Source organism: Candidatus Limnocylindrales bacterium (genome assembly GCA_035571835.1).
Taxonomy (GTDB): domain Bacteria; phylum Desulfobacterota; class Binatia; order UBA1149; family CAITLU01; genus DATNBU01.
The window spans coordinates 1-25998 of record DATNBU010000038.1; the positions used below are offsets into that span (position 1 = coordinate 1).

29 protein-coding genes are annotated in these 25998 nt (G+C 66.0%); 15 read left to right on the forward strand and 14 right to left on the reverse strand.

Annotated features, from left to right (window positions below):
* From VN634_16750 to VN634_16760, 3 genes are all read left to right on the forward strand, one after another.
* Positions 1-702 (forward strand): pentapeptide repeat-containing protein (locus VN634_16750; protein HXC52533.1); only part of this gene is annotated, 702 nt, incomplete at its 5' end.
* Positions 668-1021, forward strand: a complete 354-nt coding sequence (locus VN634_16755) for a Uma2 family endonuclease (protein ID HXC52534.1) — start codon at positions 668-670, stop codon at positions 1019-1021. The genes VN634_16750 and VN634_16755, both read left to right, overlap by 35 nt.
* Positions 1022-1061: 40 nt before the next feature.
* Positions 1062-1844, forward strand: coding sequence for a ferritin-like domain-containing protein (locus VN634_16760; GenBank protein HXC52535.1), 783 nt, complete (start codon positions 1062-1064; stop codon positions 1842-1844).
* A gap of 22 nt (positions 1845-1866) precedes the next feature.
* Here the strand turns inward: VN634_16760 and VN634_16765 are convergent, their stop codons facing one another.
* Genes VN634_16765 through VN634_16775 form a run of 3 tightly spaced genes read right to left on the reverse strand, consistent with a single transcriptional unit; the run spans position 1867 to position 5645 of the window.
* On the reverse strand, positions 1867-3426 hold the full coding sequence (locus VN634_16765) for a hypothetical protein (protein HXC52536.1): 1560 nt from the start codon (positions 3424-3426) through the stop codon (positions 1867-1869).
* A 31-nt stretch (positions 3427-3457) separates the two neighbouring features.
* Positions 3458-4474, reverse strand: a complete 1017-nt coding sequence (locus VN634_16770; GenBank protein ID HXC52537.1) for a DMT family transporter — start codon at positions 4472-4474, stop codon at positions 3458-3460.
* Positions 4475-4481: 7 nt separating this feature from the next.
* Positions 4482-5645 (reverse strand): amidohydrolase family protein, encoded by a 1164-nt coding sequence (locus VN634_16775; protein HXC52538.1) that lies wholly within the window; start codon positions 5643-5645, stop codon positions 4482-4484.
* A gap of 92 nt (positions 5646-5737) precedes the next feature.
* Between VN634_16775 and VN634_16780 the strand changes: the two genes are divergently transcribed.
* From VN634_16780 to VN634_16790, 3 genes are all read left to right on the forward strand, one after another.
* Positions 5738-7159 carry a wax ester/triacylglycerol synthase family O-acyltransferase gene (locus VN634_16780; GenBank protein HXC52539.1) on the forward strand — a complete coding sequence of 474 codons (1422 nt, stop codon included), beginning with the start codon at positions 5738-5740 and terminating at the stop codon, positions 7157-7159.
* Between the two features lie 243 nt (positions 7160-7402).
* On the forward strand, positions 7403-7789 hold the full coding sequence (locus VN634_16785; GenBank protein ID HXC52540.1) for a hypothetical protein: 387 nt from the start codon (positions 7403-7405) through the stop codon (positions 7787-7789).
* Positions 7790-7980: 191 nt separating this feature from the next.
* Positions 7981-9327, forward strand: coding sequence for a YHYH protein (locus tag VN634_16790; protein ID HXC52541.1), 1347 nt, complete (start codon positions 7981-7983; stop codon positions 9325-9327).
* Between the two features lie 66 nt (positions 9328-9393).
* On the opposite strand, the gene VN634_16795 is transcribed toward VN634_16790, so the two are convergent.
* From VN634_16795 to VN634_16830, 8 genes are all read right to left on the reverse strand, one after another.
* Positions 9394-10386, reverse strand: coding sequence for a deoxyhypusine synthase family protein (locus tag VN634_16795; protein ID HXC52542.1), 993 nt, complete (start codon positions 10384-10386; stop codon positions 9394-9396).
* 85 nt (positions 10387-10471) lie between these two features.
* On the reverse strand, positions 10472-11578 hold the full coding sequence (locus VN634_16800; GenBank protein ID HXC52543.1) for an NAD-dependent epimerase/dehydratase family protein: 1107 nt from the start codon (positions 11576-11578) through the stop codon (positions 10472-10474).
* 34 nt (positions 11579-11612) lie between these two features.
* A complete protein-coding gene (locus VN634_16805; GenBank protein ID HXC52544.1) occupies positions 11613-12077 on the reverse strand; it encodes an SRPBCC family protein in 465 nt (154 codons plus the stop codon).
* Positions 12078-12083: 6 nt separating this feature from the next.
* A complete protein-coding gene (locus tag VN634_16810) occupies positions 12084-12338 on the reverse strand; it encodes a DUF4404 family protein (GenBank protein HXC52545.1) in 255 nt (84 codons plus the stop codon).
* Positions 12339-12580: 242 nt separating this feature from the next.
* Positions 12581-13183, reverse strand: coding sequence for a glutathione S-transferase family protein (locus tag VN634_16815; GenBank protein ID HXC52546.1), 603 nt, complete (start codon positions 13181-13183; stop codon positions 12581-12583).
* A 38-nt stretch (positions 13184-13221) separates the two neighbouring features.
* Positions 13222-13656 (reverse strand): SRPBCC family protein, encoded by a 435-nt coding sequence (locus tag VN634_16820; protein HXC52547.1) that lies wholly within the window; start codon positions 13654-13656, stop codon positions 13222-13224.
* A 22-nt stretch (positions 13657-13678) separates the two neighbouring features.
* A complete protein-coding gene (locus tag VN634_16825; GenBank protein ID HXC52548.1) occupies positions 13679-14536 on the reverse strand; it encodes a DUF1295 domain-containing protein in 858 nt (285 codons plus the stop codon).
* A 4-nt stretch (positions 14537-14540) separates the two neighbouring features.
* Positions 14541-15605: a ferredoxin--NADP reductase gene (locus tag VN634_16830; GenBank protein HXC52549.1), complete on the reverse strand. Its 1065-nt coding sequence runs from the start codon at positions 15603-15605 to the stop codon at positions 14541-14543.
* A gap of 168 nt (positions 15606-15773) precedes the next feature.
* Here VN634_16830 and aat point away from each other — a divergent pair, with 168 nt between their 5' ends.
* From aat to rsmI, 9 genes are all read left to right on the forward strand, one after another.
* Complete coding sequence (gene aat, locus VN634_16835; protein ID HXC52550.1) at positions 15774-16493, forward strand: leucyl/phenylalanyl-tRNA--protein transferase; 720 nt, start codon at positions 15774-15776, stop codon at positions 16491-16493.
* Complete coding sequence (locus tag VN634_16840) at positions 16490-17194, forward strand: 16S rRNA (uracil(1498)-N(3))-methyltransferase (GenBank protein HXC52551.1); 705 nt, start codon at positions 16490-16492, stop codon at positions 17192-17194. The genes aat and VN634_16840 overlap by 4 nt, the downstream gene beginning before the upstream one ends.
* Before the next feature lie 52 nt (positions 17195-17246).
* Positions 17247-18410 (forward strand): CaiB/BaiF CoA-transferase family protein, encoded by a 1164-nt coding sequence (locus VN634_16845; GenBank protein HXC52552.1) that lies wholly within the window; start codon positions 17247-17249, stop codon positions 18408-18410.
* A gap of 1 nt (position 18411) precedes the next feature.
* Positions 18412-19254, forward strand: a complete 843-nt coding sequence (locus tag VN634_16850) for an alpha/beta fold hydrolase (protein HXC52553.1) — start codon at positions 18412-18414, stop codon at positions 19252-19254.
* Positions 19255-19522: 268 nt separating this feature from the next.
* Positions 19523-20038, forward strand: coding sequence for a CoA pyrophosphatase (locus VN634_16855; GenBank protein ID HXC52554.1), 516 nt, complete (start codon positions 19523-19525; stop codon positions 20036-20038).
* A 23-nt stretch (positions 20039-20061) separates the two neighbouring features.
* The gene (locus VN634_16860) at positions 20062-20598 is read left to right on the forward strand and encodes an NUDIX hydrolase (protein ID HXC52555.1); all 537 of its coding nucleotides are present in this window, start codon (positions 20062-20064) and stop codon (positions 20596-20598) included.
* 240 nt (positions 20599-20838) lie between these two features.
* Positions 20839-22497: a nitrilase-related carbon-nitrogen hydrolase gene (locus VN634_16865; protein HXC52556.1), complete on the forward strand. Its 1659-nt coding sequence runs from the start codon at positions 20839-20841 to the stop codon at positions 22495-22497.
* Between the two features lie 36 nt (positions 22498-22533).
* Positions 22534-23574 (forward strand): NAD+ synthase, encoded by a 1041-nt coding sequence (locus VN634_16870; GenBank protein HXC52557.1) that lies wholly within the window; start codon positions 22534-22536, stop codon positions 23572-23574.
* Positions 23575-23577: 3 nt separating this feature from the next.
* The gene (rsmI, locus tag VN634_16875; protein ID HXC52558.1) at positions 23578-24465 is read left to right on the forward strand and encodes a 16S rRNA (cytidine(1402)-2'-O)-methyltransferase; all 888 of its coding nucleotides are present in this window, start codon (positions 23578-23580) and stop codon (positions 24463-24465) included.
* A gap of 13 nt (positions 24466-24478) precedes the next feature.
* Here the strand turns inward: rsmI and VN634_16880 are convergent, their stop codons facing one another.
* The 3 genes from VN634_16880 to VN634_16890 are packed head-to-tail and all read right to left on the reverse strand — an operon-like array spanning position 24479 to position 25964.
* Positions 24479-24901: a DUF4019 domain-containing protein gene (locus VN634_16880; protein ID HXC52559.1), complete on the reverse strand. Its 423-nt coding sequence runs from the start codon at positions 24899-24901 to the stop codon at positions 24479-24481.
* Positions 24898-25296 carry a VOC family protein gene (locus VN634_16885; GenBank protein ID HXC52560.1) on the reverse strand — a complete coding sequence of 133 codons (399 nt, stop codon included), beginning with the start codon at positions 25294-25296 and terminating at the stop codon, positions 24898-24900. The genes VN634_16880 and VN634_16885 overlap by 4 nt, the downstream gene beginning before the upstream one ends.
* Complete coding sequence (locus tag VN634_16890) at positions 25293-25964, reverse strand: DUF4336 domain-containing protein (protein HXC52561.1); 672 nt, start codon at positions 25962-25964, stop codon at positions 25293-25295. Before VN634_16890 ends, VN634_16885 begins: the two co-directional genes overlap by 4 nt.
* Positions 25965-25998: the final 34 nt, after the last annotated feature.

The window sequence follows — 25998 nt, forward strand, 5'->3', positions numbered from 1 at the left end:
AACGCTGGAGGCGCGTATTTTGCCAACGCAGACCTTTCCAGCGCGATTTGCACCAATGCTGATTTTGAAAGCACCACGCTCGACGGCGCGAATGTTGCCGGAACCGATTTCACAAATGCCGACTTCTCACTCGTCCACGCGATTGGTATCGTCGGGTGCCCCGCCGCGTTGCCGTCCAATTGGGTTTGTTTATCGGGGATGCTCGTCGGTCCGTTCGCCGGACTGAACTACGCCAACTTGTCGGGGGTCGATTTTTCCGGACTGAACCTCGATTCCATCGTGCTCGTGCACGCCAATCTTACGGGTACGGTGTTTGCCGGCACCAACCTTTCGTACGCGAGGCTTGATCACGCCAACCTCACGAATGCGGACATGAGCACTGCGACGTTGACGCGGGTCTCTGCAAGCTCACTCGCCGGGTGCCCCGCGGCTCTGCCGCCGGGGTGGGCATGCATCGCGAATACTCTCGTCGGTCCGGGTGCGACCATGGAGGACGCCGATTTTACCGGCGTCAACTTTGCAGGTTTCGATCTCACGGGAGCGACCTTCCGTGACTGTAACATCTCGGACGCGACGTTTGCCGGCGCCAACCTGACGGGCGTCGACTGGTACTACAGCATCTGTCCGGATCACGAGCAGTCTTACAACTACATCTCGTGCTGCAGCCATCTCATCGACGTGCCGGCGTCGTGCGGACCTTAGAGCTGGGACTCACGCAGCTGATGTCCACCGGCATCCCTCCACGGCCCTTCTCGTCGTGGAGGTTTCCATCAGCACGGTGGCGCAGGATCGATTGTCGAAGACCCGGATCTACGCCGCTGCAGGAGTGAACAACTACTGGATCGTCAACCCGGCGGAAGAGTGGGTAGAGGTCTATCGCTCAGTGAATCCCGAGCTTCGCGTGTACTCGGATATCCGGCGGTTCGCATCCGGCTCGATTCTCGACCTTGACGCAGCGCCGGACGTAACGGTGCCTGCGGACGCATTGTTCCCCTCCCGCGCGGGGCCGGGCGTAGCCTGACGCTGGCATCCGCCACTTTTCAGGCCGAAACTCCAGCCCCATGAACACGAGGACGACCGACCGCCCCCTCTGGCACAGCAAGCTCAGGATCGAGATGCCGTCGCAGCTCGACCTTTACGAGAAGACCAAGCTCCTTCAGTGGAACGCGACGAGCGAAGTCGACTGGTCGCGCCCGATCGTGAACTTCTCGGAAGCATCCTACGCGCCGTACGCGTCGAGCATCTCGCGCGAGGACTTCGACCGCATGGCCGCCGAGCGCCGCGCGTCCACGTTCACGCAGCTGTTCTTCGGAGAGCAGGCGGCGCTCGCGCTGTCGGCGCAGCTCGTCAACCAGTGCGACGAGCTCGAGGCGCGCATGTGCCTCGCGGGCCAGATCATCGACGAGGCCCGCCACGTGGAAGTGTTCGGCCGCTATCTCGACAAGCTCGGTGTCGACTCGCCGATCGATCCGATGCTCGAAGGCATCGTGCACCGCATCCTCGACAGCGACTTCTACGGCGAGAAGATCGTCGGCATGCAGATCTTTCTCGAGGGCATTGCGGTCGGCCTTTTCCAGATCTTCCAGAACGAAAGTCCCGACCCGCTGCTGCGCGACCTCATGCGCGGCGTGCTGCGCGACGAATCGCGCCACGCAGGCTTCGGCGTGATGTACCTCGCGAACAAGTTCGAGCACGCGACCGAAGCCGAGAAGAAACGCACCGAGGAATTCGTCGGCGACCTTCTGCGAGGATTCGGCGCGCTGATGGGCGGCGGAGCGTTCCTCGGCTCGACCTTCAGCGACATCCGCCACCGGCTGAAGCAGATCGGCCTCGATCCGCGCTAGCGGATCGTTGGAAGGGTCCGCGCTACTCGGCTGCTTTTCCCTTGAAACTCCCGTCCGCATTCTTGCGGACTGTCGTCGAATCGACTTTCGATTCGAAGCACGCGCCGCCCCGGTCGATCGTTGCCTGAATTCGAAGCGGAAGATCGAAGGGAGAAAGCGGAAGGCCGCTGCCGGGAATGCCGTATTCCGGGTCGATCCCGGAGCCGAGACCACCGTTGTATGCAGAGATTTTGAGCTCGCTCTGTTTGTCGGCGCCTGGCTCGATCGATACGCGTTCCTTCTTTAGCTGTCCGCCGGGGGTAAAGACGGTCTGGCTGAACGAAACCCCGTCCCTGGTATCCCACCCGCGATCGTACGGATTCCAGTAGGCCCGGAACAACACATTGGAATTCGCATCGAAGATGCAGACCTGCAGGCCGCTGCCGAGCGAAAGATCCCCGAGCATGCGCGATGGCACGGCGGCCCCGTCCGTCCACTGCCACGTCAGCCGCTGCTTGTCCGGATCTGCTGCAAGGATCTGTAGCTTGCTCCGCGCGGGATCGAGCGAGTGGAGGCAACCCGGACGCGGACCGGGCACGCATCGATTCGGAGCGTTGCCCGTTTGGCACGGCGGGCATTCATCGGGCACAACGAGGCATTCGCCGTCGGCGCATCGATGGGCAGTCTGTGAGAACGCGAAGTCGCCGCCGCACAGACCGGGAAACGCCTGGTGCAGGATGACCTGAATGGTCGTATTGCCCCCGGATCCCGAGCCGCTGAATGTCTGGCCATCGGCACTGACCGTGCCCGCAAGCGACACGTCACAGCTTCCGATCGCTTCGTTGAGGGACGAGTAGAAGTACGGCGCGTCTCCGTAAAGTACTGCGCCGGAGAGCTCGAGACTGCGCGTTGCCTGGTCGAGCGTCCCGACTTCCGCGCCGCCGGTCGTGGGTCGGCTGAATCGAACGATGCCGTCGCGCTGCTCGACGTCGCGCAGGTCTTCGAGGAGAAAACCAGGATTTCCCCCGGAGGTTTCGACTTTCCAGCGGCCAGTCATGTCGATGCAGGAAGGTACGGTGGTGCCGCCGCTGCAGACGCCGGAGCTGCACGTCTCGCCGCTGGTGCAATCGTGGTGATCGCTGCATGCGGCGCCATCTCCGAGCGGCGTGCAGATGCTCGGCTCACCTTCGCAGGAGAAGCACGGCTCGACGCGGCAGCGCGCATCGCAGCCGTCGCTGTTGGTGGTGTTGCCGTCGAAACATTCGCAGCGCGTCGCCACCAGGCGAATATTCCCCGCATTGAATCCGAAGATGAGTGGAAGATTTGCGTCGATTACGCCGTCGCCGGCAAGGACGCGTGCCCGGAACGGGAGGCCTCCGTACTGGCCCGCCAGCGTGCTTCCGCTGAGCGTCGAATCCAGGGTTCCGTAAGGGAACGCACTGTTGAAGGCGGGCATCGGTATCGAGACCGCGTCGCCTGTCTGGGAGATCTCGAACAGCGTTCCGCGGTCGTTAACCCAATGTCCACTCAGGTCCGTCGCCGATGCCTGCGACCGGAACGCCGCGAGGCACACAACCGTGACGAGAAGGCGGAGTCGGTTCACGAAACCCTATACGGGCCTGCCCACGGCCGAGTCAACGACCGCTTCGTCCGAGCGACGTCATCAGCGACCCGGCAACGACCAGCATTGCGCCTGCAATCCCTGCGTGACTGACCGGCTCGGCCGTGAAGATCACCGGATTCACGAGCGACGCGACGTGCACGGCAAGAAGCGTCCCGAGCGGCGTGATCGCAAGAATCGCACTCACGCGCGTGGCCTCGGCGTGCGCGAGCGCCTCGGAAAACGTCGCGTACGATACCACCATGTTGACGATGCAGAACACTACGGCCGCGACCTCGACGTGGTTCATCAGCACCAGCGTCGACGGTGACGAGAGCGGCAGGAAGATCAATGCTCCGGCAGCATAAAGGCAAAGCATGATCTGCGCCGACCCCATGCGCTCGAGCAGCTGCTTTTGCGCAAGCCCGTAGGCTGCCCATGCAATCGCCCCGATCACGATGAAGACGAGACCCGCGTAGTAACGGTCGAGGCCGCTCAGCATGTGCGAGATCTGGTCCGACGAGAACACGCCGAGCCCGACCACGAGCACGAAGAACCCGAGCCACTGCACGACCGAGAAGCGCTCCTTGAAGAACACGATGCCGCCGAGCGTGAACAGCATCGGCGCAATCTGGATGACGACCTGCGCGGTTCCGGCGTTCGTGTACTGGAGCCCGAGCGCGTAGAGCCCGTAATTGCCCGCAAGACCGACGGCGGCAATGCCGAGCAGCACCCAGTGATGCCGCGCGAAGCCGCGAAGCATGGGCATGCTTCCGCGCGCGCGCAGCAGCACGCCGAGAAACGCAGTGGCGGCAAGAAAGCGGATCCACGTAAGCGTCATCGCATCGAGCCGCCCGAGCGCGATCTTGAGCCCGAGCGGCAGGATCGACCACATCGACACGGTGGTGACGGCGAGCGCGAGGCCGTAGGCCGAGCGGCCCGAAGTCTGGTGAAGCTGGCGCGGCGCACGCGGCGCAGGAGCGGAATGTGGCGCAGGAGCGGAGCGTAGCGGAGGAACCGCGCGCGGCGGATGAGATTGCAGGGCTGGCATCGCGGGCTCAGGAAGCCAGCGATTGTCCCATCAGATCCTCGAAGTTCAATCTGTAGAAGCGCTCGACGGCGTTTTGCGATAGCCCCTTCATCGTTCCTTCGAAGCGGCGGATCGGATTGCGGCCGCCTTCGACGTGCGGATAGTCGCTCGAAAACAGGCAGACCTCTTCGCCGGCCTGCTCGATGATCCAGCCGACGTCTTCGGACGGGTAGGGCGTCACACGGACCTGGCGCCGCACGATCTCGCTCGGCAGCGCCGACAGCGCGCGCAGCCGCTCTTCCATCTTCGAGAACGCGGCGACGGCCGAATCCATCATCCGCATCCAGCCCGGAACCCACGACGCGCCCTGCTCGATGACTCCGAACTTGAGATCCGGATGGCGATCGAGCACGCGGTCGAAGATCAGCGTGGCCAGCGTCTGCGCGGGCGGTCCGGGAATGGCCATGTAGTCTACAGAGCGGAAGTTCTCGTCGCCGCCGTGGAAGTCGGGAATCGGCGGCAGGCCGTTGTTGAAATACTCCGGATCGAGAAGCTCGCCGCCGCCCCCGACATGAAACAGGATCGGAACGCCGGCCTCGGCGGCCTGCGCCCACACCGGATACAGGCCGACGTGGCTCGGCGAGTGGCCGACCGGACAGTCCGACGGCACCAGCAGTGCTTTGGCGCCCATCGCGATGGCTTCGCCGGCGGCGCGCTCGGAGAGCTCGAAATCGGCCAGCGGGACGTAGCACGTGGCGATCAGCCGCTTGTCGGTCCCGCAGAAATCGATCATCGCGCGGTTGTGTCCGGTGGCGACTTCGTACGCGAGGTCGACGTCGTCGCTGTGCTCGAGGTCGACGAGGTACTTGCTGAGGAACGTGTTGAACACGAGCTGGCTCGAAAAGCCGAGCAGGTCGAGCGCACGCGGCCGGTCTTCCTTGAGGAACGAGCCGGTGGCGCTCCAGTTCTTGCGAAGCAGGATCTGCTCCTCGTCGAGCGCGCGATAAGCGGGGTCGTGGTGGTCGCGGCGCGCCTTGTCGATCAGCTTGTGCTCGCCGGGCCGCACGGCGGAAAGCCCGAGGCGCGGCATCCTCTGGCGCACGTCGCGCGGAAGAAACGGATCGAGCCAGTCGGGAGTCTCGACGATGTGCGAATCGGCGTCGTGAACGACGCGGCCTTCGACGTACGGCATGACGCGGCCCCTATAGACGATTTCTTCGCCTTACGCACGAGAGTAGGCTCGCGCCCCCACCTCGGTGACGCGGGGCGACGGAGGAAAACGACATGCAACGACTCTCCGGCGTGGACGCGGCTTTCCTCTACATGGAGACGCCGGCCCAGCACATGCACGGGCTCGGCGTCACCATCGTCGATCCGTCGACGATCCCCGGCGGCTACGACTTCGAGGCGGCGCGCGCCGAATACGTGCGCCGGCTGCTCGCGCTTCCGGCCTTCGGCCGCCGCCTCGTCGAGTTTCCGCTCGGTCTCGACCATCCGGCCTGGATCGACGCGCGCGTCGAGCTCGCGTCGCACATCATCCGGGCCGAGCTGCCGGCGCCGGGAACACAGGAGCAGTTCGAAGCGTTCGTCGGCCACTACGCGGGCCAGCAGCTGCGCCGCGACCGGCCGCTGTGGGAGTTCTGCCTGCTCGAAGGTCTCGAAGGTGGCCGCCTTGCGATCCTTGCGAAGGTTCATCACGCGATCGTCGACGGCGTGTCGGGATCGCAGATGCTGCAGGAGATCTACGATCTCGAGGCGATCGCGCCCGAGCGCGACGTCTATCCGGAAGGCTACGGCGAGGACGAAGCCGCGCCGTCCCTCTTCAATCTGGCGGCGGCGTCGATCGCGGCGCGCGTCGGCGATCCGATCCGCGCGGTCAGCGTCGTGACCGATACGCTGATGTCGGCGGCCGAAGCGGTGGTCGCGCTTTCCGAGAGCGAGAACGTCACGCTGCCGATGGCGGCGCCGCTGACGCCGTTCAGCCATTCGCTGACGCCGCGGCGCGCGGTGTCGTTCGCGCGCGCCGCGCTCCCGGACGTCAAGGCGATCAAGAACGCATTCGGTGCGACGGTCAACGACGTCGTGCTCGCGGCCTGCGCGATCGCGATGCGCCGCCGGCTCGACAGCGCGGGCGTGCTGCCCGATCGCCAGCTGATCGCGTCGGTGCCGGTCTCGGCGCGCAAGACCGGCGAAAAGACCGGAGAGGAAGCCGAGAGCTTCAACCGCGTTTCGGCGATGTTCGTCGGGCTTCCGGTGCATCTGTCGGATCCGGCCGAGATCCTGGCCGAGGTCAGCCGCAATGCGGCGACGTCGAAGAAAATGATGGCGTCGATGGGAACGGACCTTCTCGGCGACTGGGTCGAGCTGCTGCCGCCGCTGCTGTTCGCGCAGGCGATGCAGCTGTACTCGGCGCTGCGCATGGCCGAGCGGCATGCGCCGGTGCACAACCTGGTGGTCTCGAACGTGCCGGGACCACCGTTTCCGTTCTATGCCGGCGGCGCGCGCGTGCTCGCAGTGTATCCGCTCGGACCGATCCTCGAGGGCGCGGCGCTCAACGTCACGGTGTTCAGCTACGAGGACGCGCTCGACATCGGCGTGGTCACCTGCCCGGACCTCGCGCCGGAGATTGGCCCGCTATCGGCAGCGATCGTCGAGGCGGTGGCGGAGCTGAAGGCCGCGGCCGACTTCGCGCTGCGGGCACGATAGCTTCAGCGATCGGCCGCTTGCCTCCTCACTGTCATTCCGGGAGCTGAGAAACCGGCTGCGTTTCGACTCCACACTTGCGAACTGCGCATTCGCGGGAAAAGTGGAGCTCACCACCATTCCCGAGAACCGAGGCCTTTTTGGCGTGCTGGCTCCGGTGGCGCGGCCTTTGCATAGTACGCGGCGAGGGACCCCTAACCGGTGTGCCAGCCAGGACGCATCGAGAACCGAACAGGAGATCGACCCGTGAAAGCAACCTACCGAACGAAAGCAATCCTCCAGACCAATGCGATCATCGCCCTGACAGGCCTCTGCGCGCTGCTTGCGCTCCCCGCCATGGGCTTTGCCGGCGAGTCGGCGAAGAGTCTCGAGGCCATTGCGGCAGAGACGGCGACGACCGCCGCACAGCACCAGGCGCTGGCTGCCTATTACCGCGAGAAGGCCGCTGACCAGCGGGCCGTCGTCAAGACCCACAAGGACATGGCGGCATCCTTCGTCAGCAAGGCAGATACCGGCGCATCGAACATGCGCGCTCACTGCGAGAGTCTGGGGAAGGCGGCTGAGCAGCTGGCCGCCGAGTACGATGCGATGGCCGCGGTTCAGGACGAAGAGGCGAAGAAAGCCGGAAAGTAAATCGTGATTCGAGCGGCGCCGTTGCGGAGAACGAACGGCGCCGCTCGCGTCTGTCCGCTCCGCAATTGCCTCTTGCCGTAAGGCCGATTTCCCAATAATGGACCGCGACGCCGGCTGAGCAGCGGGCATTGCGGGAGGAAATCATGCAGAGGCGAGCTCTTGGAGCACACTTAATCTTTGCGATCGGGTTTGTGGTCGTCCTGGCCTCGTCGAGCATCGCAGCTCCGACGGCTTCCGAGAAGTGCAACGGGTCCAAGCTCAAGGCGACCGGCGCGGCCGTCTACGCCGAAGCGAAATGTCACCAGAAGGCGACGCTGTCCGAGACGGCGGTCGACGGTGCGTGCATCACCGGCGCGGAAGGAAAACTGTCTTCGTCGTTTTCGAGCGCGGAGGGCAAAGGCGGCTGCGAGGTCACCGGCAACTACGGCGACGCGAGAGACGGCGTAGAAGCCTGCATCACGAGCTTCGCGTCGGCGATCAGCGGAGACGTCGCCTGCGCGGCCTACAAGATGAAGGCGGTCGGCAAGAAGACCAGCGCCAAGATGAAATGCTGGCAGAAAGGCGTGCTCGGCGGCGGCTCGGCGGCGTCCGACTGCCTTTCGAAGGCCGAGGACAAGTTCGACTCGGCCATCGTCAAGGCCGACAGCCTCGGCAACTGCACCGACACGGGACCGGCGCTCGAAGCCCTGGTCGACGATTGCGTGACGAGCCTCGTCACCACCGCAAACCAGACAACGACCACCACGACGACCACAACCACGACGGCACCCGACTCGTGCACGCTCAACGACAACACGACGGTCATCGGAACGCCGAGCCCGAACGACTGCGGGCTTCTCGACCGCGACACGAGCGCGTGCGATGCGAGCCGCGGCGCGCTCGGCCTGACCGGCTACTGGCTCAAATTCTCGTGCCGCGTCACGCTCGGAAAATCCGGTTCGAACGTAACGGCCCAATCCGACGGCCAGCCGGACTACAAGAGCAACTACTTCGCGAACGCGAATCCGTGCCACGAGACCTACACGGGCGGTATCCAGAACCCGAACACGATCGCGGCGCAGAGCTATTCGCTGACATTCCCGGCTTCGCCGAATACGACCGCCCAGACGATGAACGGAACCGCCGTCGTCGGCCTGTCGATCAACGGTGTGCCGATTTTCGGAAACTTCGCGGCGCCGGGCGACAACATCTTCGACGAGGCTGCGACGTTCGATCGCTGCGGTGCGCATCCGCAGAATACGGGCAAGTACCACTACCACAGCGAGCCGTACGCGATCACGTACGACGACTCGAGCTTCGTCGGCGTGATGCGCGACGGCTATCCGATCTACGGAAGGCGCGATCCCGATAACTCGTTACCGACCGATCTCGATGCGTACGGTGCCCACACCAGCGTGACGGTCGACAGTCCGGGGACGCCCGTCTACCACTACCACGTCAACGAGCAGATCAATCCCGAGAATGCGAGCGACTCGCAGTGGTTCATCACCACCGGCCAGTTCCGCGGGACCCCGGGCGCCTGCACGGGCTGCAACTGACGAAGACAGAAATCGGGGACAGACACCGATTTCCGGAAATCGGTGTCTGTCCCCGATTTCGTAGGCCTAGTGCGAGGACTCGAGCACGTACGCAAACACGAGCGGCGCGACGATCGTCGCGTCCGACTCGATCACGAAGCGCGGCGTGTCGACGCCGAGCTTCTCCCACGTGATCTTCTCGTTCGGCACGGCGCCCGAGTATGAGCCGTAGCTCGTCGTCGAATCGCTGATCTGGCAGAAATATCCCCACAGCTTGATGTGCTCGAGCTGCAGGTCCTGCCGCATCATCGGCACGACGCAGATCGGGAAGTCGCCGGCAATGCCGCCGCCGATCTGGAAGAAGCCGATCGACTTGTCCACGGTGGTCTTCTGGTACCAGTCCGACAGCGACATCATGTACTCGATGCCGGAGCGCACGGTGTGCACGTTCCCCACCGTCCCGCGGATGCAGTGCGACGCGTAGATGTTGCCGAGCGTCGAGTCCTCCCATCCCGGAACGAAGATCGGCAGTTTCTTCTCGCACGCGGCGACCATCCAGCTGTCGGCGGGATCGATCTGGTAGTGCTGCTTCAGCACGCCCGAGTCGATCAGCCGATAGAAGAACTCGTGCGGAAAGTAGCGCTCGCCGCTTTTGTCGGCGGCCATCCATTCGTCGAGCACGACGTGCTCGAGACGGCGGATCGCTTCCTCCTCCGGAATGCACGTGTCCGTCACGCGATTGAGATGCCGCTCGAGCAGCTCGACTTCATCCTGCGGCCCGAGCTGGCGGTAGTGCGGCACGCGAACGTAATGATCGTGCGCCACCAGGTTGAAGATGTCTTCCTCGAGGTTGGCGCCGGTGCACGTGATCGCGTGCACCTTGCCGCGACGGATCATTTCGGCGACGGAGATGCCGAGCTCGGCGGTGCTCATCGCGCCGGCCATCGTCAGCAGCATGTGGTTGCCGCCGGCGAGGAAGTCGACGTAGCCCTGGGCGGCATCGACGACGGTCGCGGCATTGAAGTGCCGGTAGTGGTGGCGGAGAAAGTCGGAAATTCCCTTGGGTGCGACGTACGGCATCGCGCGCTTGTGCGGCGGAACGGCGGGCTTTTCAACTCGAGTCTTTTGCCGGCCGAAATCGGGGACAGACACCGATTTCCAGAAATCAGTGTCTGTCCCCGATTTCGCGGTGCTTGCGCTGCCAGTCGGCGCTGTCGCGGAACGTCTCGGCGACGTCACGGAACGTCACGCCGAGCTCGCGCGCAGCCTTTGACGAATCGAGCGAGATCCGCGCGTGCATGGTGCGCACGGCCAGCGGCGTAACCAGCGGCGCGCCGCCGGTCAGCCGGCCCCAGGCTTCGCAGCCGTACGCGTAGGCGAGCAGCACGACGAACGGAATCTCGAAGCGCGGCGCAGGAACGCCGGTCACCACCGCGAGATGGTCCATGATCTCCTTCATCGAGCAGAAGCAGCCGCCGACGATGTATTTTTCGATGGCGGGCGCAGCACCGGCGGACGTGCCCGATGGTGCGGATGCGCCCGATGAACTCGACGCAGCTGACGCGCCGGGTATCGCGGATGCGGCGCGCGGTGCGCTCGCACGAACGGCAGCAGCGATCATCGCGGCGGCAACGTCGCGCGCATCGACCACGCTGGTTCCGCCGCCGATGTTGGCCGGGATCTTTCCGTCGGTGAACTCGGCGACGAGTTTTCCGGCGCCGGTCGGTGCGGCGTCCCACGGTCCCCAGATCCAGCCGGGCAGGATCTCGACGATCGTGATGCCGTTTTTGCTGCGCCACGCGGCAAGCGCGGCATCGCCCTTCAGCTTGCTGCGGAAATACGGATTCTCGCGCTGCATCGGAAGCGGCGGCGTCGACTCGTCACCTGGGCTGCCGTCGCTCTTGCGGCCGATCGTGCCTCCGGAGCTTACGTGCACGAAGCAGCGCACCGCCGCGGCGTCGGCGGCATCGAGCAGCTTCATCGTTCCGCCGATGTTGATTTCGTCGAGCTCGGCTTCGTCCGATCCGGGCTCGAAGGCTTCGCGGAAATACGCGGCGGTGTGAAAGACGGCGTCGCAGCCGGAGAGTGCGCCGGCAAAGTCCGACACGCGTTTCATGTCGCCGACGACGATCTCCGCAGAGCATCCTGCGAGCACGCGCGACGCCTTGCTCGGATCGCGGGCGAGCGCCACGACCTGATGGCCGGCGGCTTCGAGCGCGCGCACGAGGTTGTTTCCGAGCAGGCCGGTTGCGCCGGTAACGAAGGCTCTCATGCGAACTCCGTGGACGATTCCGTAAGCGTCGGAATCAGGCTTTCGTCAGCGACTTGCGAAGGTTGGCGAGGTAGTCGCGCGCGGCTCCGGCGGTCTCGGCCTCGACGAACGAACGGATCAGCGACTGCAGCAGCCACGGCACGGGAGTGTCGGGAGCGAGCCTCTGCTTGAGCGTGATGCGCGTGTTGGCACCTTCGCCCGCAAGGCGAAGCTGGCCGCGCACGTCGGTGTTGTCGTCGCCGGCGGAGATTCCCTCGAAGGTGATTTCGTCCTTGCCGTTGCCGCGGTAGCGCGCGGTGTAGCGCACGATCATGCTGACCGGGCCGGTCGACCGTTCCTTGTAGATGAAACGGTAGGTCTCGGGCCCGACGCTCTCGCAGCGGTCGATGCCCGGGATGCAGATCGAGGAGCCCACGACGTCCCACAGGAACGCATAGACTTCGTCGACCGGCGCAGGGACGGTCACGGATTCTTCGATTTCGGTCGGAAACTTGGCCATTGCCGCTCAGATTCCCATGCGCGCGAGCTGGTCGGCGACCGCGCCCATCGCGCTCGCAAGGCTCGGATGGCTGGTCTCGAAGCGCTCGATGGCCGCGCTCAGGCGCTCGCTCAACGAATGAGGCGAGGTCCTGTCCATGACGGCGTCGATGTCGGCACGGATCTCGGCGAGCATCTGCTCGAGGTCCGAATCGACGTCACCGACTTCGCCGAGCTCGCGTCGAAGCTCGGTCAGTTTGCGGCGTAGCTCGTGTTCAGACACGTCGGTTCCTCCATCGTTTTTCCATGATTGCGGGGCGGACGACGATAAGGGCCACATCTGCTTCGTTGGATTCCGGCTTCGTTCGGTCGACGCACGGGAAGTGCGACTCCCTCTCTACGCCGGAATCCGCCTCGCATCTGAACCCTTCTCCTCGCCCGCGCTTGACCCGTTTCGTGCGCAGCCTCGGGGACATCGTCAGCCCGTCTGCGCCGACAAATCAAACAGGACGAATTAGCTTGCGGTCAACCGAGCATCGGCTTGTGGCGCGGCTGGCTGCGAACCCGCTCGAGCCACGCGCGGATGTACGGGAACGGGCTCAGGTCGAAGCCGCCCTCGTCGGCAACGTGCGTGTACGCGTACAGCGCGATGTCGGCGATCGTGTAGCGGCCGCCGACGAAGAACGTGTTGGTGCTGAGGTGCTTCTCCATGACCTGCAGAGCGGCGACGCCGTCCTTGATCTTCTCGGCGTAGCGGCGCCGGCGATGCGAATCGAACTCGGTGTGGCGCAGCCAGAACCGCGACGTCGCGATGTTCGGCTCGTGGCTGTACTGCTCGAAGAACATCCACTGGAACACTTCGGCGCGCTCCCATCGTCCGAGGGGAAGAAACGGGGTTCCATCGGCCAGGTAGACCAGGATCGCGTTCGACTCGGCCAGGCGGCGTCCGTCTTCGATCTCGAGCAGCGGGATGCGCCCGTTGATGTTCTTGGCGAGGAACTCCGGCGTGCGCGACTCGCCGGCCAGAATGTCGACCTCGACGTACTCGTACGGAATGTCGAGCTGCGCGAGCAGCAGCCGGACCTTGTAGCCGTTGCCGGAGTCGTGGAAGTCGTAGAGTCGCAGCAAAACATCACCTGCCGCCGCTTCCGGCGGGCCCGGGCGGACTATCGCTCCGGAAAATATCGTTTCGCCAATCCGGCGAGTGCATTGCGGAAGATGCGCTCGACGAACATCCGCATCGCCCATCCCATTCCGGGCACGCGCGATTCGAACCGGCAGCGCCACGTGACGAGCGTGCCGCCGTCGTCGGCGGCGAAGATGGTCTCGCCGAGATGATCCTTCATCGGCAGGCCGCCGCGGATGATCCGGTACGCGAAGCGCTTCTTCGGCTCCCACTCGACGACCTGCTCGTAGACGTTGACGCCGTTCGAGCCGAACCCGCGGATGCAGCCCATCCCGTTCCTGTCGGGCGAGCCCTGCTTTTCGAGCCACGAGTTGGAAAAGCCGGCCCAGTTCTTCCAGTCGGCGTGGTCGGTGTACGCGTCCCAGACCTTGTCGACGGGGGCGTTGAAATGTCTTTTGACTTCGATGTGCTGCATCGGTGCTGCCTCGCCGTTGCCTCTACGATGCCGGCCGGCGCGGCGGCATCGGGACGAGCGCGGAAACGCGCTGCATGTGGTCGCGGTAGCCCGGCCGGCGCGCGGCGCTGCGCTCGTCGAGCAGCGGTACGCTGATGAACACGAACATCACGGTGATGGCGGCCGCTCCGGCAACCGACCACAGGTGCGGATCGGCGGCGAGGCCGAACAGCGCAAGGCCCCACCAGAACGTCGCTTCGCCGAAGTAATTCGGATGCCGCGAGTACTTCCACAGACCGCTCGCGAGGATCTCTTCGTGATTGCGCCGCATCAGCACGTAGCTGCGCAGCTGCTGGTCGGAGACGGCCTCGATGATGGTCGCACCGATGGCGACGAAGAACGCGGCGATGTCGAGCGCGCCGAGCGGGGCAGGCGAGAACATGGCCGAGTAGACCGGCAGCAGCCCGGCGAAGACAATCAGCGTCGGGAAGAAATGCACGCCGGCAAAGCTCGCAAGCGGCCATGCGCGCCCGGTCCTGGCGCGGATGTCGACGTAGCGCCAGTCCTCGTGCTCGAGGCCGCGCCACTGCCGGTACCAGTTCCACGTCAAGCGCGCTCCCCAGAACGCGAGCGCGAACAGCACCAGCCCCTGTCGAACCGGATTGCCGCCGGGCACCTCCCAGTACGACGCGATCGCGAACGGAGCCACGCTCCAGTACGGATCGTAGAAGCTCGAGTTGTCGAACGACATGCTGAATGCGAACACGGCGATCGTCGCAGCGCAGTCGGCGACCAGCGCGACGAGGATCGGATGCGACGCGTCGATCGCGCGCCCCGCAATCATCGCCAGCATGAGAGCCGCTGCGTAGGCGAGAAGAACGAGTGCGGTCGCCCGGCGCATGGGTTCAGTCGGGGTATTCGACGGCGCAGTCGTCGGTGTCGGGCACCGACTGGCACGTAAGGACCCAGCCTTCGGCGAGCTCGGCTTCGCTCAGGAAATCGTTGTGCAGCATGTGCACCTTGCCGCGCACGAGCTTGGCCATGCAGCAGCCGCAGAACCCGCTCTCGCACGACGACGGCGGCTCGAGGCCGGTCCTCTTGGCGGCGTGAAGCACGGTTTCGCCTTCGCGCACTTCGATGGTCTGGCGCGCACCGTCGAGCGTGAGCTCGATCCGCCTGACCGGAGCGCCGCTGCCGGCGACCTCGTCCTCCTCGGCGAGCGACGTGAAGCGCTCGATGTGCACGGCGGTCGCGGGGATGCCCGAGACGAGCAGCGTGCGCTCGATCGTGTCCATGAACGGCCCGGGGCCGCAGATGTAGATCTCGCGATGCCGGCACCCGTCGAGATGGCGCCGCACCGCAGCTTCGTCGAGGAAGCCTTCGCGGATGTCGAGCCGATGCACGACCTCGAGTCTGTCCGGATGGCGCGCGGCAAGCTCGTCGAGCTCGCGGCGGAAAATGATCGAGGCTTCGTCGCGGTTCGCGTAGATGAGCCGCACGCTTCTCTTCCCGCCGGCAAGAGCGGTCTTTACGATCGAGATGACGGGCGTGATGCCGCTGCCTCCGGCAAACATCAGCAGGTCGGCGTCGTCTGCGCCGAGAACGAATTGTCCGGCTGGCGGCAGCACCTTGACGACGTCGCCCGCGGTAATGTGCTCGTTGATCCAGTTGGAGATGCGCCCGTCGGCGACGCGCTTGACCGTAACCTTGTGCTCGGACTCGACGGCCGGCGAGCTCGCCAGCGAATAGCATCGATAGAGGTGCTTGCCGCGGTGCGGAACCTGCAGCGTCAGGAACTGGCCCGACTGGTATTCGAAGACCGGGGCGAGCTCGGGCGGGATTTCGAAGACGATCGAGCTCGAGTCGGGCGTTTCGCGCACCACGCGCAGCACGCGAAGCTCGTGGTAATGATGCCTGGCCTTGGCGATTTCCATCTCGCCTTGCCCGCCGGTCGTGGTGGTGTCGCTCATTTCGGTTCGTCGTTGTGACGCGTCGCGCCGACGCGGCATTCCGCAACGATTGCGGTTGCGGCGCCGTACTTACGGGCTAAGAGTCTCCGTCACAAACCGCCGTAGTCCGGCGGCGCTCGCCTCGCATTCCGGGCGCGCCGACACGCACTATCACGGTGGAGGCGAAGTGTGACGGTCTATCGTCTGGGAAAAACGCTGGCGTTTCCGCCTCCCGAAGAAGCCGAGCCGAACGGCCTGCTCGCGGTCGGCGGCGATCTGACGCCCGACCGCCTGCTGCTCGCCTACGCGATGGGCATCTTCCCCTGGTACACCAACGAGACCCCGATCCTGTGGTTCTCGCCCGATCCGCGCGGCGTGCTGACGCCGAAGACTCTCATCGTGCATCGCTCGCTCGCCCGGCGTGCCCGATCGGATGCGTACGAAGTCACGCTCGACCGGGCGTTCGGTGATGTCATCCGCAGCTGCGCGGCAGTCGTGCGTCGCGGCCAGAACGGCACGTGGATTACCGAGGACATGATCACTGCCTACGACGCCCTGTTCGAGCTCGGCTTCGCGCACAGCGTCGAGGTCTGGAAATCGGGAACGCTCGTGGGCGGTCTCTACGGCGTGTCGCTCGGCGCGGCGTTCTTCGGCGAATCGATGTTCGCGTGCGAGCGCGACGCCTCCAAGGTGGCGCTCGTGCATCTGGTGCGTCAGCTCGACCGCTGGGATTTCGCACTGATCGACTGCCAGGTGCGAAACGACCACCTTGCCAGCCTCGGCGCCGAGCAGTGGCCGCGCGAACGGTTCCTGTCGGCGCTCCAGGCGGCGCTGCACTGCCGCACGCGCCGCGGGCCGTGGCAGTTCGACGAGGATTTCTTCGAGTCCCTTTCGCAGTCGGCGCAATGAATCTCGTCCTCGTCGAGCCCGACGAGCTCGATGGCACGCGCGCGACGATCTGCGGGCGCCGCGCGCGCCACGTTGCGCTGGTCCACCGCGCCGAGCCCGGCCGCACGCTCCGCGTCGGCGTTCTTGGCGGCCGCGTCGGCAGCGGGACTGTCGTGCGTTGCTCCGCCGACCGCGTCGAGCTCGACGTCACGCTCGAGCACGCGCCGCCCGCGGCGCTTGCCTGTACGCTCGTGCTCGCGCTGCCGCGCCCGAAAGTCCTTCGCCGCGTGCTCGCGGCGGTCGCGGCGTTCGGCATCAAGAACGTCGTGCTCACCGGTGCGCAGCGGGTCGAAAAATCGTACTGGCAAAGTCCGGCGCTCGACGACGACGCCATGCGCGATGAATTGCTGCAGGGGCTCGAGCAGGCGGGCGATACGCTGCTGCCGCTCGTCGAGCAGCGGCGCCGCCTGCGGCCGTTCGTCGAAGACGAGCTCGCAGGGCGCGCGCGCGGCTCGCTCGCGATCGTCGCGCATCCCGCGTCGAGCCAGGCATGTCCTCGCGCCGGGGCAGAGCGCGTGACGGTCGTCGTCGGACCCGAAGGCGGCTTCACCGATTTCGAGCTCGACCTGCTGTGCGCGGCGGGAATGCGGCCGGTCACGCTCGGCACGAGACCGCTGCGCGTCGAGCATGCGATCTCTGCGCTCGTCGGCCGACTGTTCTGAGCCTGTGTCTGAGCTTCCTTGACCTCGGCCGGTCGTAACCCTATGCAGCGCCATGCGACGCCGTCCAGGCCCGCTTTCCGGTCTGCGTGTCCTCGAAGTTGCGGCCATCGGACCGGTGCCGTTCGCGGGCATGCTGCTCGGCGATCTCGGCGCCGACGTCGTGCGCATCGATCGCACGCGACCGGATCCGGCCAGCACATGGAGCGATCCGCGCCTCGACGTTCTCGGTCGCGGGCGGCGCTCGATCGCCGTCGACCTCAAGAGCGAGCGCGGCGTCGAGGTCGTGCTGCGGCTCGCCGAGAACGCTGACGTGCTGCTCGAAGGCTTCCGTCCCGGCGTCGCCGAGCGTCTCGGCATCGGCCCGCAGGCGTGCATGATCCGCAACCCGCGCCTCGTCTACGGTCGCATGACCGGCTGGGGCCAGACCGGGCCGCTGGCCACGGCGGCCGGCCACGACATCAACTACGTCGCCCTTACGGGCGCGCTGCACGCGATCGGCGGCGCCGAGGCTCCGCTGCCGCCGCTCAATCTCGTCGGCGATTTCGGCGGTGGTGCGCTCTACCTCGTCACCGGCGTGCTGGCGGCGCTGCTCGAGCGCGTGCGCTCGGGCAAAGGCGACATCGTCGATGCCGCGATGGTCGACGGCGCGGCGTCGCTGATGTCGATCTTCTACGTCATGCAGCAGATCGGGTTCTGGCAGGACCGGCGGTCCGCGAACTTCCTCGACGGCGGCGCACCGTTTTACGGGACCTATGCGACGCTCGACGGCAAGTTCGTCGCGATCGGTGCGATCGAGCCGCAGTTCTGGTCGGAGCTGCTCGCCCGCCTCGGGATCGAAGCAGATCAGATCGGCGGTCAGCACGATCGCGATGCGTGGCCGCTCATGCGCGAGACGCTGGCGGCGGTGTTTCGCACGAAGACGCGCGACCAGTGGTGCGAGCTGCTCGAAGGCAGTGACGCATGCTTCGCGCCGGTGCTGTCGATCGGCGAGGCGGCGTCCCATCCGCACATGGCGGCGCGCGGCACGTTCGTGGACTCCGCCGGCATCAGCCGACCGGGTCCGGCGCCGCGCTTCGACCGTTGCCGCGTCGAGGTCGGCGCGATCGCCCCGGTGATCGGTGCGAATACGCGCGAGGTGCTCGCCGAGGCCGGTTATGGTCCCGGACAGATCGAGTCGCTGCTCGAGTCGGGCACGATCGCCGTCGAGGCAACCTAGCATGCGCCTTGCGCTCGCCGCCGGCCGCATCGCCGCTTTGCTGATCTGTGTCGCCGTCGCGACCGGCGTGCACGCCGACGGCGAGCAGCTGCTTCGCGACGAGACGAGCGGGCTCCAGTATCTCGAAGTGCTGACGGGAGGAGCGGCAACCGCCGACCCGGTGCCGATCGTGGTCGCGATGCACGGTCTCGGGGATCATCCGGAGACGTTTCGCCTGCTCCTCGACGATCTTCCGGCGAAAGCGCGCGTGATCTTCCCGCGCGGGCCGATGCCGCACGGCGACGACGGCTTCTCGTGGTTCGACTTCCAGCCGGATGACGACGAAGGGCAGGCTGCGCTCGGCGACGGCATCAAGGCGGCCGCGGAACGCATCACGCAGCTCGTCGAATCGCTGAAGAAACAGCGCGGCGGACCGGGGCGCGTCGTCGTCTGCGGTTTCTCGCAAGGCGGAATTCTCTCATTCGAGATGGCGGCGCTCCATCCCGACCTGATCGCAGAGGCGATTCCCGTCAGCGGCTACCTGCCGTCGCCGCTGTGGCCGGCCGAGCGTCCGAAGACGCGGCCGCTTCCGAAGATCATCGCGCTGCACGGCGAAGCCGACCGGCTCATTCCGCTGCAGTGGGCCAACTGGACGGTCGAGGCGCTGCGCAGCAACGGCTACGACATTTCGCTGCGCTCGTGGCCGAAGGTATCGCACGCGCTGTCGCCCGAAATGCGCGCCACTTTGATCAGCGCAGTCGTCAGCGCCGTCGAAGCGCTCTCGCCGCACGATGCATCGGTGGGTCCGCCCGAGAAGGACGCACCCGCGCCGCCGCCCGAAGTCCCTGCATCGCCGGCAAGATAACGACGCTCACTTTGTCCGGCACGCCGATTGCTCCGCGTGATTGCCGTCTCTCGGGCTCCAGCGATCGCATGCCGCGCTGCGCACGCGTCTGTGTCGTGCAGTACGAAGTACGCTCGACAACGCGTCGTGCGGGGCTATTCTGCCCGTTGCGATGAGCTGCGGGGGTCTACAGTTCGATTGCGATCTACGACGCCGGATCAGCGCTAATCTCGATACGTTCGAGCGCCGGGCATATCCGCGTTCGTGCCTGAAAGCGGCGGCCGTTGCCGTGACGATCCTTTCCGACGACGAGCAGCGTCCGTGCTTCGTGCTCACGCGTCGCGCCGCGCGCATGCGTTCGCACAGCCGGCAGTGGGCGCTTCCGGGCGGACGCATCGATCATGGCGAAACCGCAGCGCAGGCTGCTCTGCGTGAGCTCGAGGAAGAAGTCGGGCTGGTTCTTTCCGCGGATCGCGTGCTCGGCCTGCTCGACGACTATCCGACGCGCTCCGGTTACGTGATCACGCCGGTCGTTTTGTGGGCGCGGCGCGATTGCCAGCTGATTCCCAATCCGGCCGAAGTGGCCGAAGTCTACCGCATACCGCTCGCCGAGCTCGAGCATCCCGAAGTTCCCCAGGTCCGCAATATTCCCGAGAGCTCCCGCCCCGTGATTTCGATTCCGCTGATGGGAACGAACGTTCATGCACCGACCGCGGCGGTTCTGTATCAGCTTCGCGAGGTCGCGATCTGGGGACGCAAGACCCGCGTCGCCCATTTCGAGCAGCCGGTTTTTGCGTGGAGCTGACCAGCTCCTTCCGATGGAGCTGAATGCTCCGGCAGCCGCTACTCACACTGCTCGCCGCCTATCGGCCGTTCGACGAGCACGATGCCCGCGCGCGTGATCGCATCGTGCGCTTCGTCGAGTCGCATGCCGACTGCTTCGAGCGCTCGCTGGCGATCGGCCACGTGACCGGCTCGGCATGGATCGTCGATCCGTCGCGGTCGCGCTGCCTTCTGACTCACCACCGCAAGCTCGACCGCTGGCTGCAGCTCGGCGGGCACGCCGATGGAGAGTGCGACGTGCTTGCGGTCGCGATGCGCGAGGCCCGCGAAGAGTCGGGCCTTACGTCGCTGCGTGCGGTTTCCGACGCAATCTTCGATTGCGACGTGCATCCGATCCCGGAGCGCAAGTCCGAGGCCGAACATCATCACTACGACGTCCGTTTCCTCGTCGAGGCCGATCCGGACGAGCCGCTGGTCGTCAGCGACGAGTCGCACGAGCTCGCGTGGATCGCGCTCGAAGACGTCGCGAGCCTCTCCGGCGACTGGTCAGTCGAGCGCATGGCGGCAAAGACCGCGCGCTAGCGCGGTCGGTCAGAAGCCCCGCGCGCTAGCGCGGTCGGTCAAAAGGATCCGCGCGCTAGCAGCGGTCGGTCAGAAGCCCCGCGCGCTAGCTGGTAAACCTCGCCCGCTGTGCATAAAGTCCGCCGCCGGGTTCGCAAAACGGACCCGACCTGGGTCGCCGCTCCGCCTGAGCCGCGACGACGGCAGGCGCCGCCCAGACTCCACCGGCCCCAAGCTCCACAGGTTCCAGAGGATCCCGCAATGTCCGAAACAAATGATTCCACGCGGCGGCCGGCAAAGGGTCCCCGAATCGGTCTGGCGCAGATCGCGCCCGCGCTCGGCGACACCGAGGCCAATCTCGAGCGGCATCGCGCTGCGGTCGAGAAGGCCGTTGCTGCCGGCTGCGACGTCCTCGTCTTTCCCGAGCTCGGCCTGGCCGGTTATCGGCTGAAGGATTCGGTTCCCGACGTCGCCGTGCAGCAGGGCGGCGAGACGTGGAAGCAGCTCGAGGAGCTTTCCACCGGCATCACGCTGTTCGTCGGGCTCGTCGAGGAATCGGCCGATCATCTCTTTTTCAATTCCGTCGCATGCTTCGAGGGCGGCCGCACGCTCGCGGTGCATCGCAAGACGTACCTGCCGACCTACGGCATGTTCGACGAGCAGCGCTACTTCGCGCGCGGGCGCAGCATCGCGGCGTTCGACACGAAGCACGGCCGCGTCGCGATGCTGATCTGCGAAGACATGCTGCATCCGAGCGCGGCGACGATTGCCGCGTGCGACGGCGCGACGCTTCTGATCGTTCCATCGGCGAGCCCGGCGCGGGGCGTTACCGGCGAAGGCGAAGCCGACGGCAATGCGCGTTCGTGGGAAGCCTACCTGCAGGTCATGGCACGTTCGTTCGGCGTCTGGATCGCCTACTGCAACCGCGTCGGCGTCGAAGACGGCGTATCGTTCTGGGGCGGCTCGGAGATCCTCTCGCCCGCCGGCGACCGCGTTGCCAAGGCTGCCTACTACGACGAAGACTTCGTCAGCGGCGTGGTTTCGGATGATGCGGTGCGCCGCCGGCGCATCGCCAATCCGCTCGTGCGCGACGAAGACCTCGATCTTACGATCAACGAGCTTTCGCGCATTCGCGGCCGCGCTGTCGAGAGCGCGGCGCAAGCCGCAAGCGGCGACAGCGACAAGCGAAAGGCCGCAAAGGGCAGCGACTTCGCCGACGGCGAGAAGCCTCCGCGGCGTTTTGACCGCAAGGAGCCGCGCCAGGATCGCGAGGATCGGCCGCGTCGCGACGACGGCGGCTTTGCGCCGCCGCGGCGCGCCCGCGACGACGACGATCGCCCGCGCTTTCAGAAACCGCGCTTCGACGAGCCGCGCGACCGTTTCGCGCCGCGCTTCGGCGGCGGTGCACGCGACGAAGGCGATCGCCCGCGCTTCCAGAGGCAGGACTCGGACGGTCCGCCGCGCGACCGCTTCGCGCCGCGTTTCGGCGGCGGTGCGCGCGACGAAGGCGATCGCCCGCGCTTTCAGAAGCCGGGATTTTCGAAACCGGGATTCGGCGGTGCGCGCCGCGACGATCGCGACGAAGGCGATCGCCCGCGTTTTCAGAAGCCGGGCTTTCAGAAGCCGGGATTTGCGGGTCCGCCGCGCGGCCGCTTCGGCGGCGGAGCACGCGATCGCGACGACGCTCCGCGTGGACGCTTCGGCGGTGGTGACCGGCCGGGCGACGACAAGCCGCGCGGTCGCGGCAGCTTCGGTGGCGCAGCCGGCTTCGGTCCGCCGCGCGGAGGCGAGGGCGGAGGATTCGCGGGCAAGGGACGCTTTGCGGCGTCCGCGCCGCGCGAACGCCAGCGCCCCGATCCGGCGCGCAAACCGTTTCACAAGGGCGCCAAGCCGCGCGGCCGCGGCCGAAGGGACGACTGATTGGCAACGACGAGGAAAAAACCCGCGGCGTCTTCCGTGAAGCCGCCGGCCGCGAAGAAGCGCGCGACGACGAAGAAGGCCGCGGCGACGAAGGCCGCGGCGAAGCTCGAGCCGGAAGCGGCCGCCGAGAAGCCCGTGCGCAAAGCGCGCGCGCGCAAGGCTGCGCCGGCCGAAGAGCGGAGCTCAGGCAGTTCGGCCGCCAGCGCGGCGAGCGATGCAGCCGTTCCTGCGGGCGATGCCGCTCAGCTTGCCGGTCCGCCGTTTCCCGAAACCGAATATTCCGTCGTCGAGAAGCTGCTCGTCGGCTTCGTCAAGCACGAGGTACGCAAGGTCGGCGTCGAGCGCGCCGTGCTCGGCCTTTCGGGCGGCGTCGACTCGGCGGTTTCGGCCGCGATCGCAGCGCGCGCGCTCGGCGCCGAGAATGTGCTCGGCGTCTTCATGCCGTATCGTTCGTCGGTTCCCGAAAGCGAAGCGGATGCGCTCGAAGTCGCCCGCTCGCTCGGCATCGAAACGCTGACGGTCGAGATCACGCCGCAGGTCGACGCGTACTTCGAGCGTTTTCCGGACGCCTCGCGCCTTCGTCGCGGCAACAAGATGGCCCGCGAGCGCATGACGATCCTGTACGACCACTCCGCGGCGCGCTCGGCGCTCGTGATCGGCACGTCGAACAAGACCGAGCTTCTGCTCGGCTACGGAACGCTCTACGGCGACATGGCCTCGGCGCTCAATCCGATCGGTGATCTCTACAAGACGCAGGTCTGGGGCATTGCGCGCCATCTCGCTCTTCCGGCGTCGGTCATCGACAAGGCGCCGACGGCGGACCTGTGGAGCGGGCAGACCGATGAGACCGAGCTCGGGTTTTCCTACCACCAGGTCGACCGGCTGCTCTATCGCATGATCGACGAACGTTCGGACACTGCCGAGCTCGTCGAGATGGGTTTCGGCGAAGCATTCGTCGAGCGCATCTCGCGGATGGTGCGCTCGTCGCAGTTCAAGCGCCGGCTTCCGATCATCGCGAAGCTTTCGGCGCGAAGCATCGACACCGATTTCCGGTATTCCCGCGACTGGGGACTGTAAGCCATGGCCGGTCGGCTCTACGTCGTTGCGACGCCGATCGGCAACATGGGAGATCTGTCGCCGCGCGCGGCCGAAGTGCTCGCGAAGGTCGACATGGTTGCCGCCGAGGACACGCGCGTGACCGGCAAGCTGCTCGCGCGCATCGATGCGAAGAACCGCATGGTGAGCTACCGCGAGCAGACCGAGCGCCGGCTGTCGGAAGATCTCGTCGAACGGATGCTCGCCGGCGAGAGCGTCGCGCTGGTGTCGGATGCGGGCACTCCGACGATCTCCGATCCGGGCTACCGGCTGGTGCATGCGGCGGCGGAGGCGGGGCTCGAAGTGGTTTCCATCCCGGGGCCGTCGGCTGCGATCGCGCTGCTTTCGGTGAGCGGCCTTCCGACCGACCGCTTTCGCTTCGAAGGATTTCCGCCGTCACGAGTGTCCGCGCGGAGGCGCCTGCTGGAAAGTCTGCGCGGCGCCGGCACGACGGTGATCTTCTACGAATCACCGCATCGGGTCGTCGAGTTCCTCGGCGAGGTCGCCGATGCGCTCGGCGATCCGCCGGTCGCGGCCGGACGCGAGCTTACGAAGATGTACGAGGAAGTGGTGCGCGGGAAGGCGTCCGAAGTCGCGGCCCGGTTTTCAACCCGCGAGCCGCGCGGCGAGTTCGTGCTTGCCGTTCGCGTGGAAGCCGATGACGACGAGCTGGCAGGCGAGGCTCTCGATCGCGAAGTGGCGGCGCTCGCCGACTCCGGTGTGCCTGCGCGCGAGATTGCGCGGCGATTGAAGCCGCGCGGCGCGCATAGGCGCGACGTGTACGATGCGCTTCGCCGGCTCGGCGCGGCCGACGCCGATGACGAAGAGCAGGTCGTCGAGGAAGAAGCCGACGACGACGGGCCGGCGACCTGATCGGGCGGACCGTCTACTTGATCAGATAGCCGGCGGCCTTCCACGCGCCGTCTTTTTCTTCCACGAAGGTCACGGTCTCGACCGCGGACGCTTTCTTCTCGAAGCTCGCGTCGAACTGCATCACGACGTAGTTGCCGTCGGGCGCGCCGGGCAGCGACTTCATCGCATCCGCGCTCTTCAGCTTGCGCCACGACTTCCTGCCCAGCGGCGTGCGAACGCCTTCGAGCGAGCCGACCCACGATTTCTCCGGGACTGCGCCCCGGAAGTACGCCGACGCGTCCTTCCAGCTGGCGGCGTAATCGCCTGCGTCGATCTTGCCAAGCCACGTCGAGGCCGCAGCCTGCGCCTTCGATTGCGACGCATCGTCGGCAAGCACGGCCGGCGATGCGAGACAGATGCCGAGCAGCGCGGCGCCGAATGCCTGAAACAGTCTCATGGTTCCTCCCCCGGTTGTCGTGCGTAGCTTACCGTCAGGATTTCCCACTGGTGACCTTCGGGATCATTCCAGTACAGCATCCTGCCGCCGTAGCTCGTGTTGATCTTTCTGTCGACGGGCCCGTGCACGACGCTTCGATAGTCGATTCCGGCCGCTTCGATCCTCCCGAGGATCGCATCGAACTCGGCTTCGCTTACGCGAAAACAGAAATGCTCGATCGGAAACGGTTCGTCGGTCTCGATGAAGTCGAGTGTGAGTCCATCGTTGACGTAGACCGCGAAGAACGGACCCTCTTTCGCCGGACCGCAGGCAACCCCGAGAAGATCGGCGAGCCGCGTTGCCGATGCGTCGCGAGTGCGCGCCGATATGATGACGTGGTCGAGCTCAATCGTCATAGCCACTCGTACCCTTTTGCAAGCGCCTCGCTCCCTCCCGACTCGAGCACCGTGCCGTGGGCGACGATGACGCGTTCGAACGGCCACGCGAGGATGCGTTCGAACGAAGCCCGGAACTGCGCGCGGTCGCGGATGATGATGCGCTCGAGAAATGTCGGAGCAAGTCTTCCGTATGCACCCGACAGTCGAAATGCGATTCTCGTCAGCGCCGGGCTTTCCGGTCCGATGTGGAATGCGAGATCGGTGGCGATCAGCGTGCGGCTTGCCGGGTGGAAGAACACCACCTCGTTGGTCAAAGGCAGACCGCGAAGGACGACCTGCTCGAGGACGCCGCTCCACATCGGATCGGGCTGGTCCGAAAGAATTGCGGTGACGGCAAGGTCGGGCCGCTTCGTGTCGAGGCCGGGCGCGACGAACAGGCCGGCGTCGGGAAAGGCTTCGCGCCAGTCGGCTGCGAACAGATGGTGGAAGCGGTTGGGCGCGACGAGCGCGCCGACGCCGCCGAGTGCGCGGGCTTCACGGACGAGCTCGCTCGTCGGCCGGATCGGCGAATGAAGCAGCAGCCGGCCGCTCGCGAGGCGCACGACGGTCATGCGCGCGCCGAGCTCCACTCCGGCAACGCGAAGCGGCTGATCGGCTATCCACAGGCCGGCATCGATCTGTTTCATATCTGCCTCACGCGGCTTCCCGTTGATTGCAAAG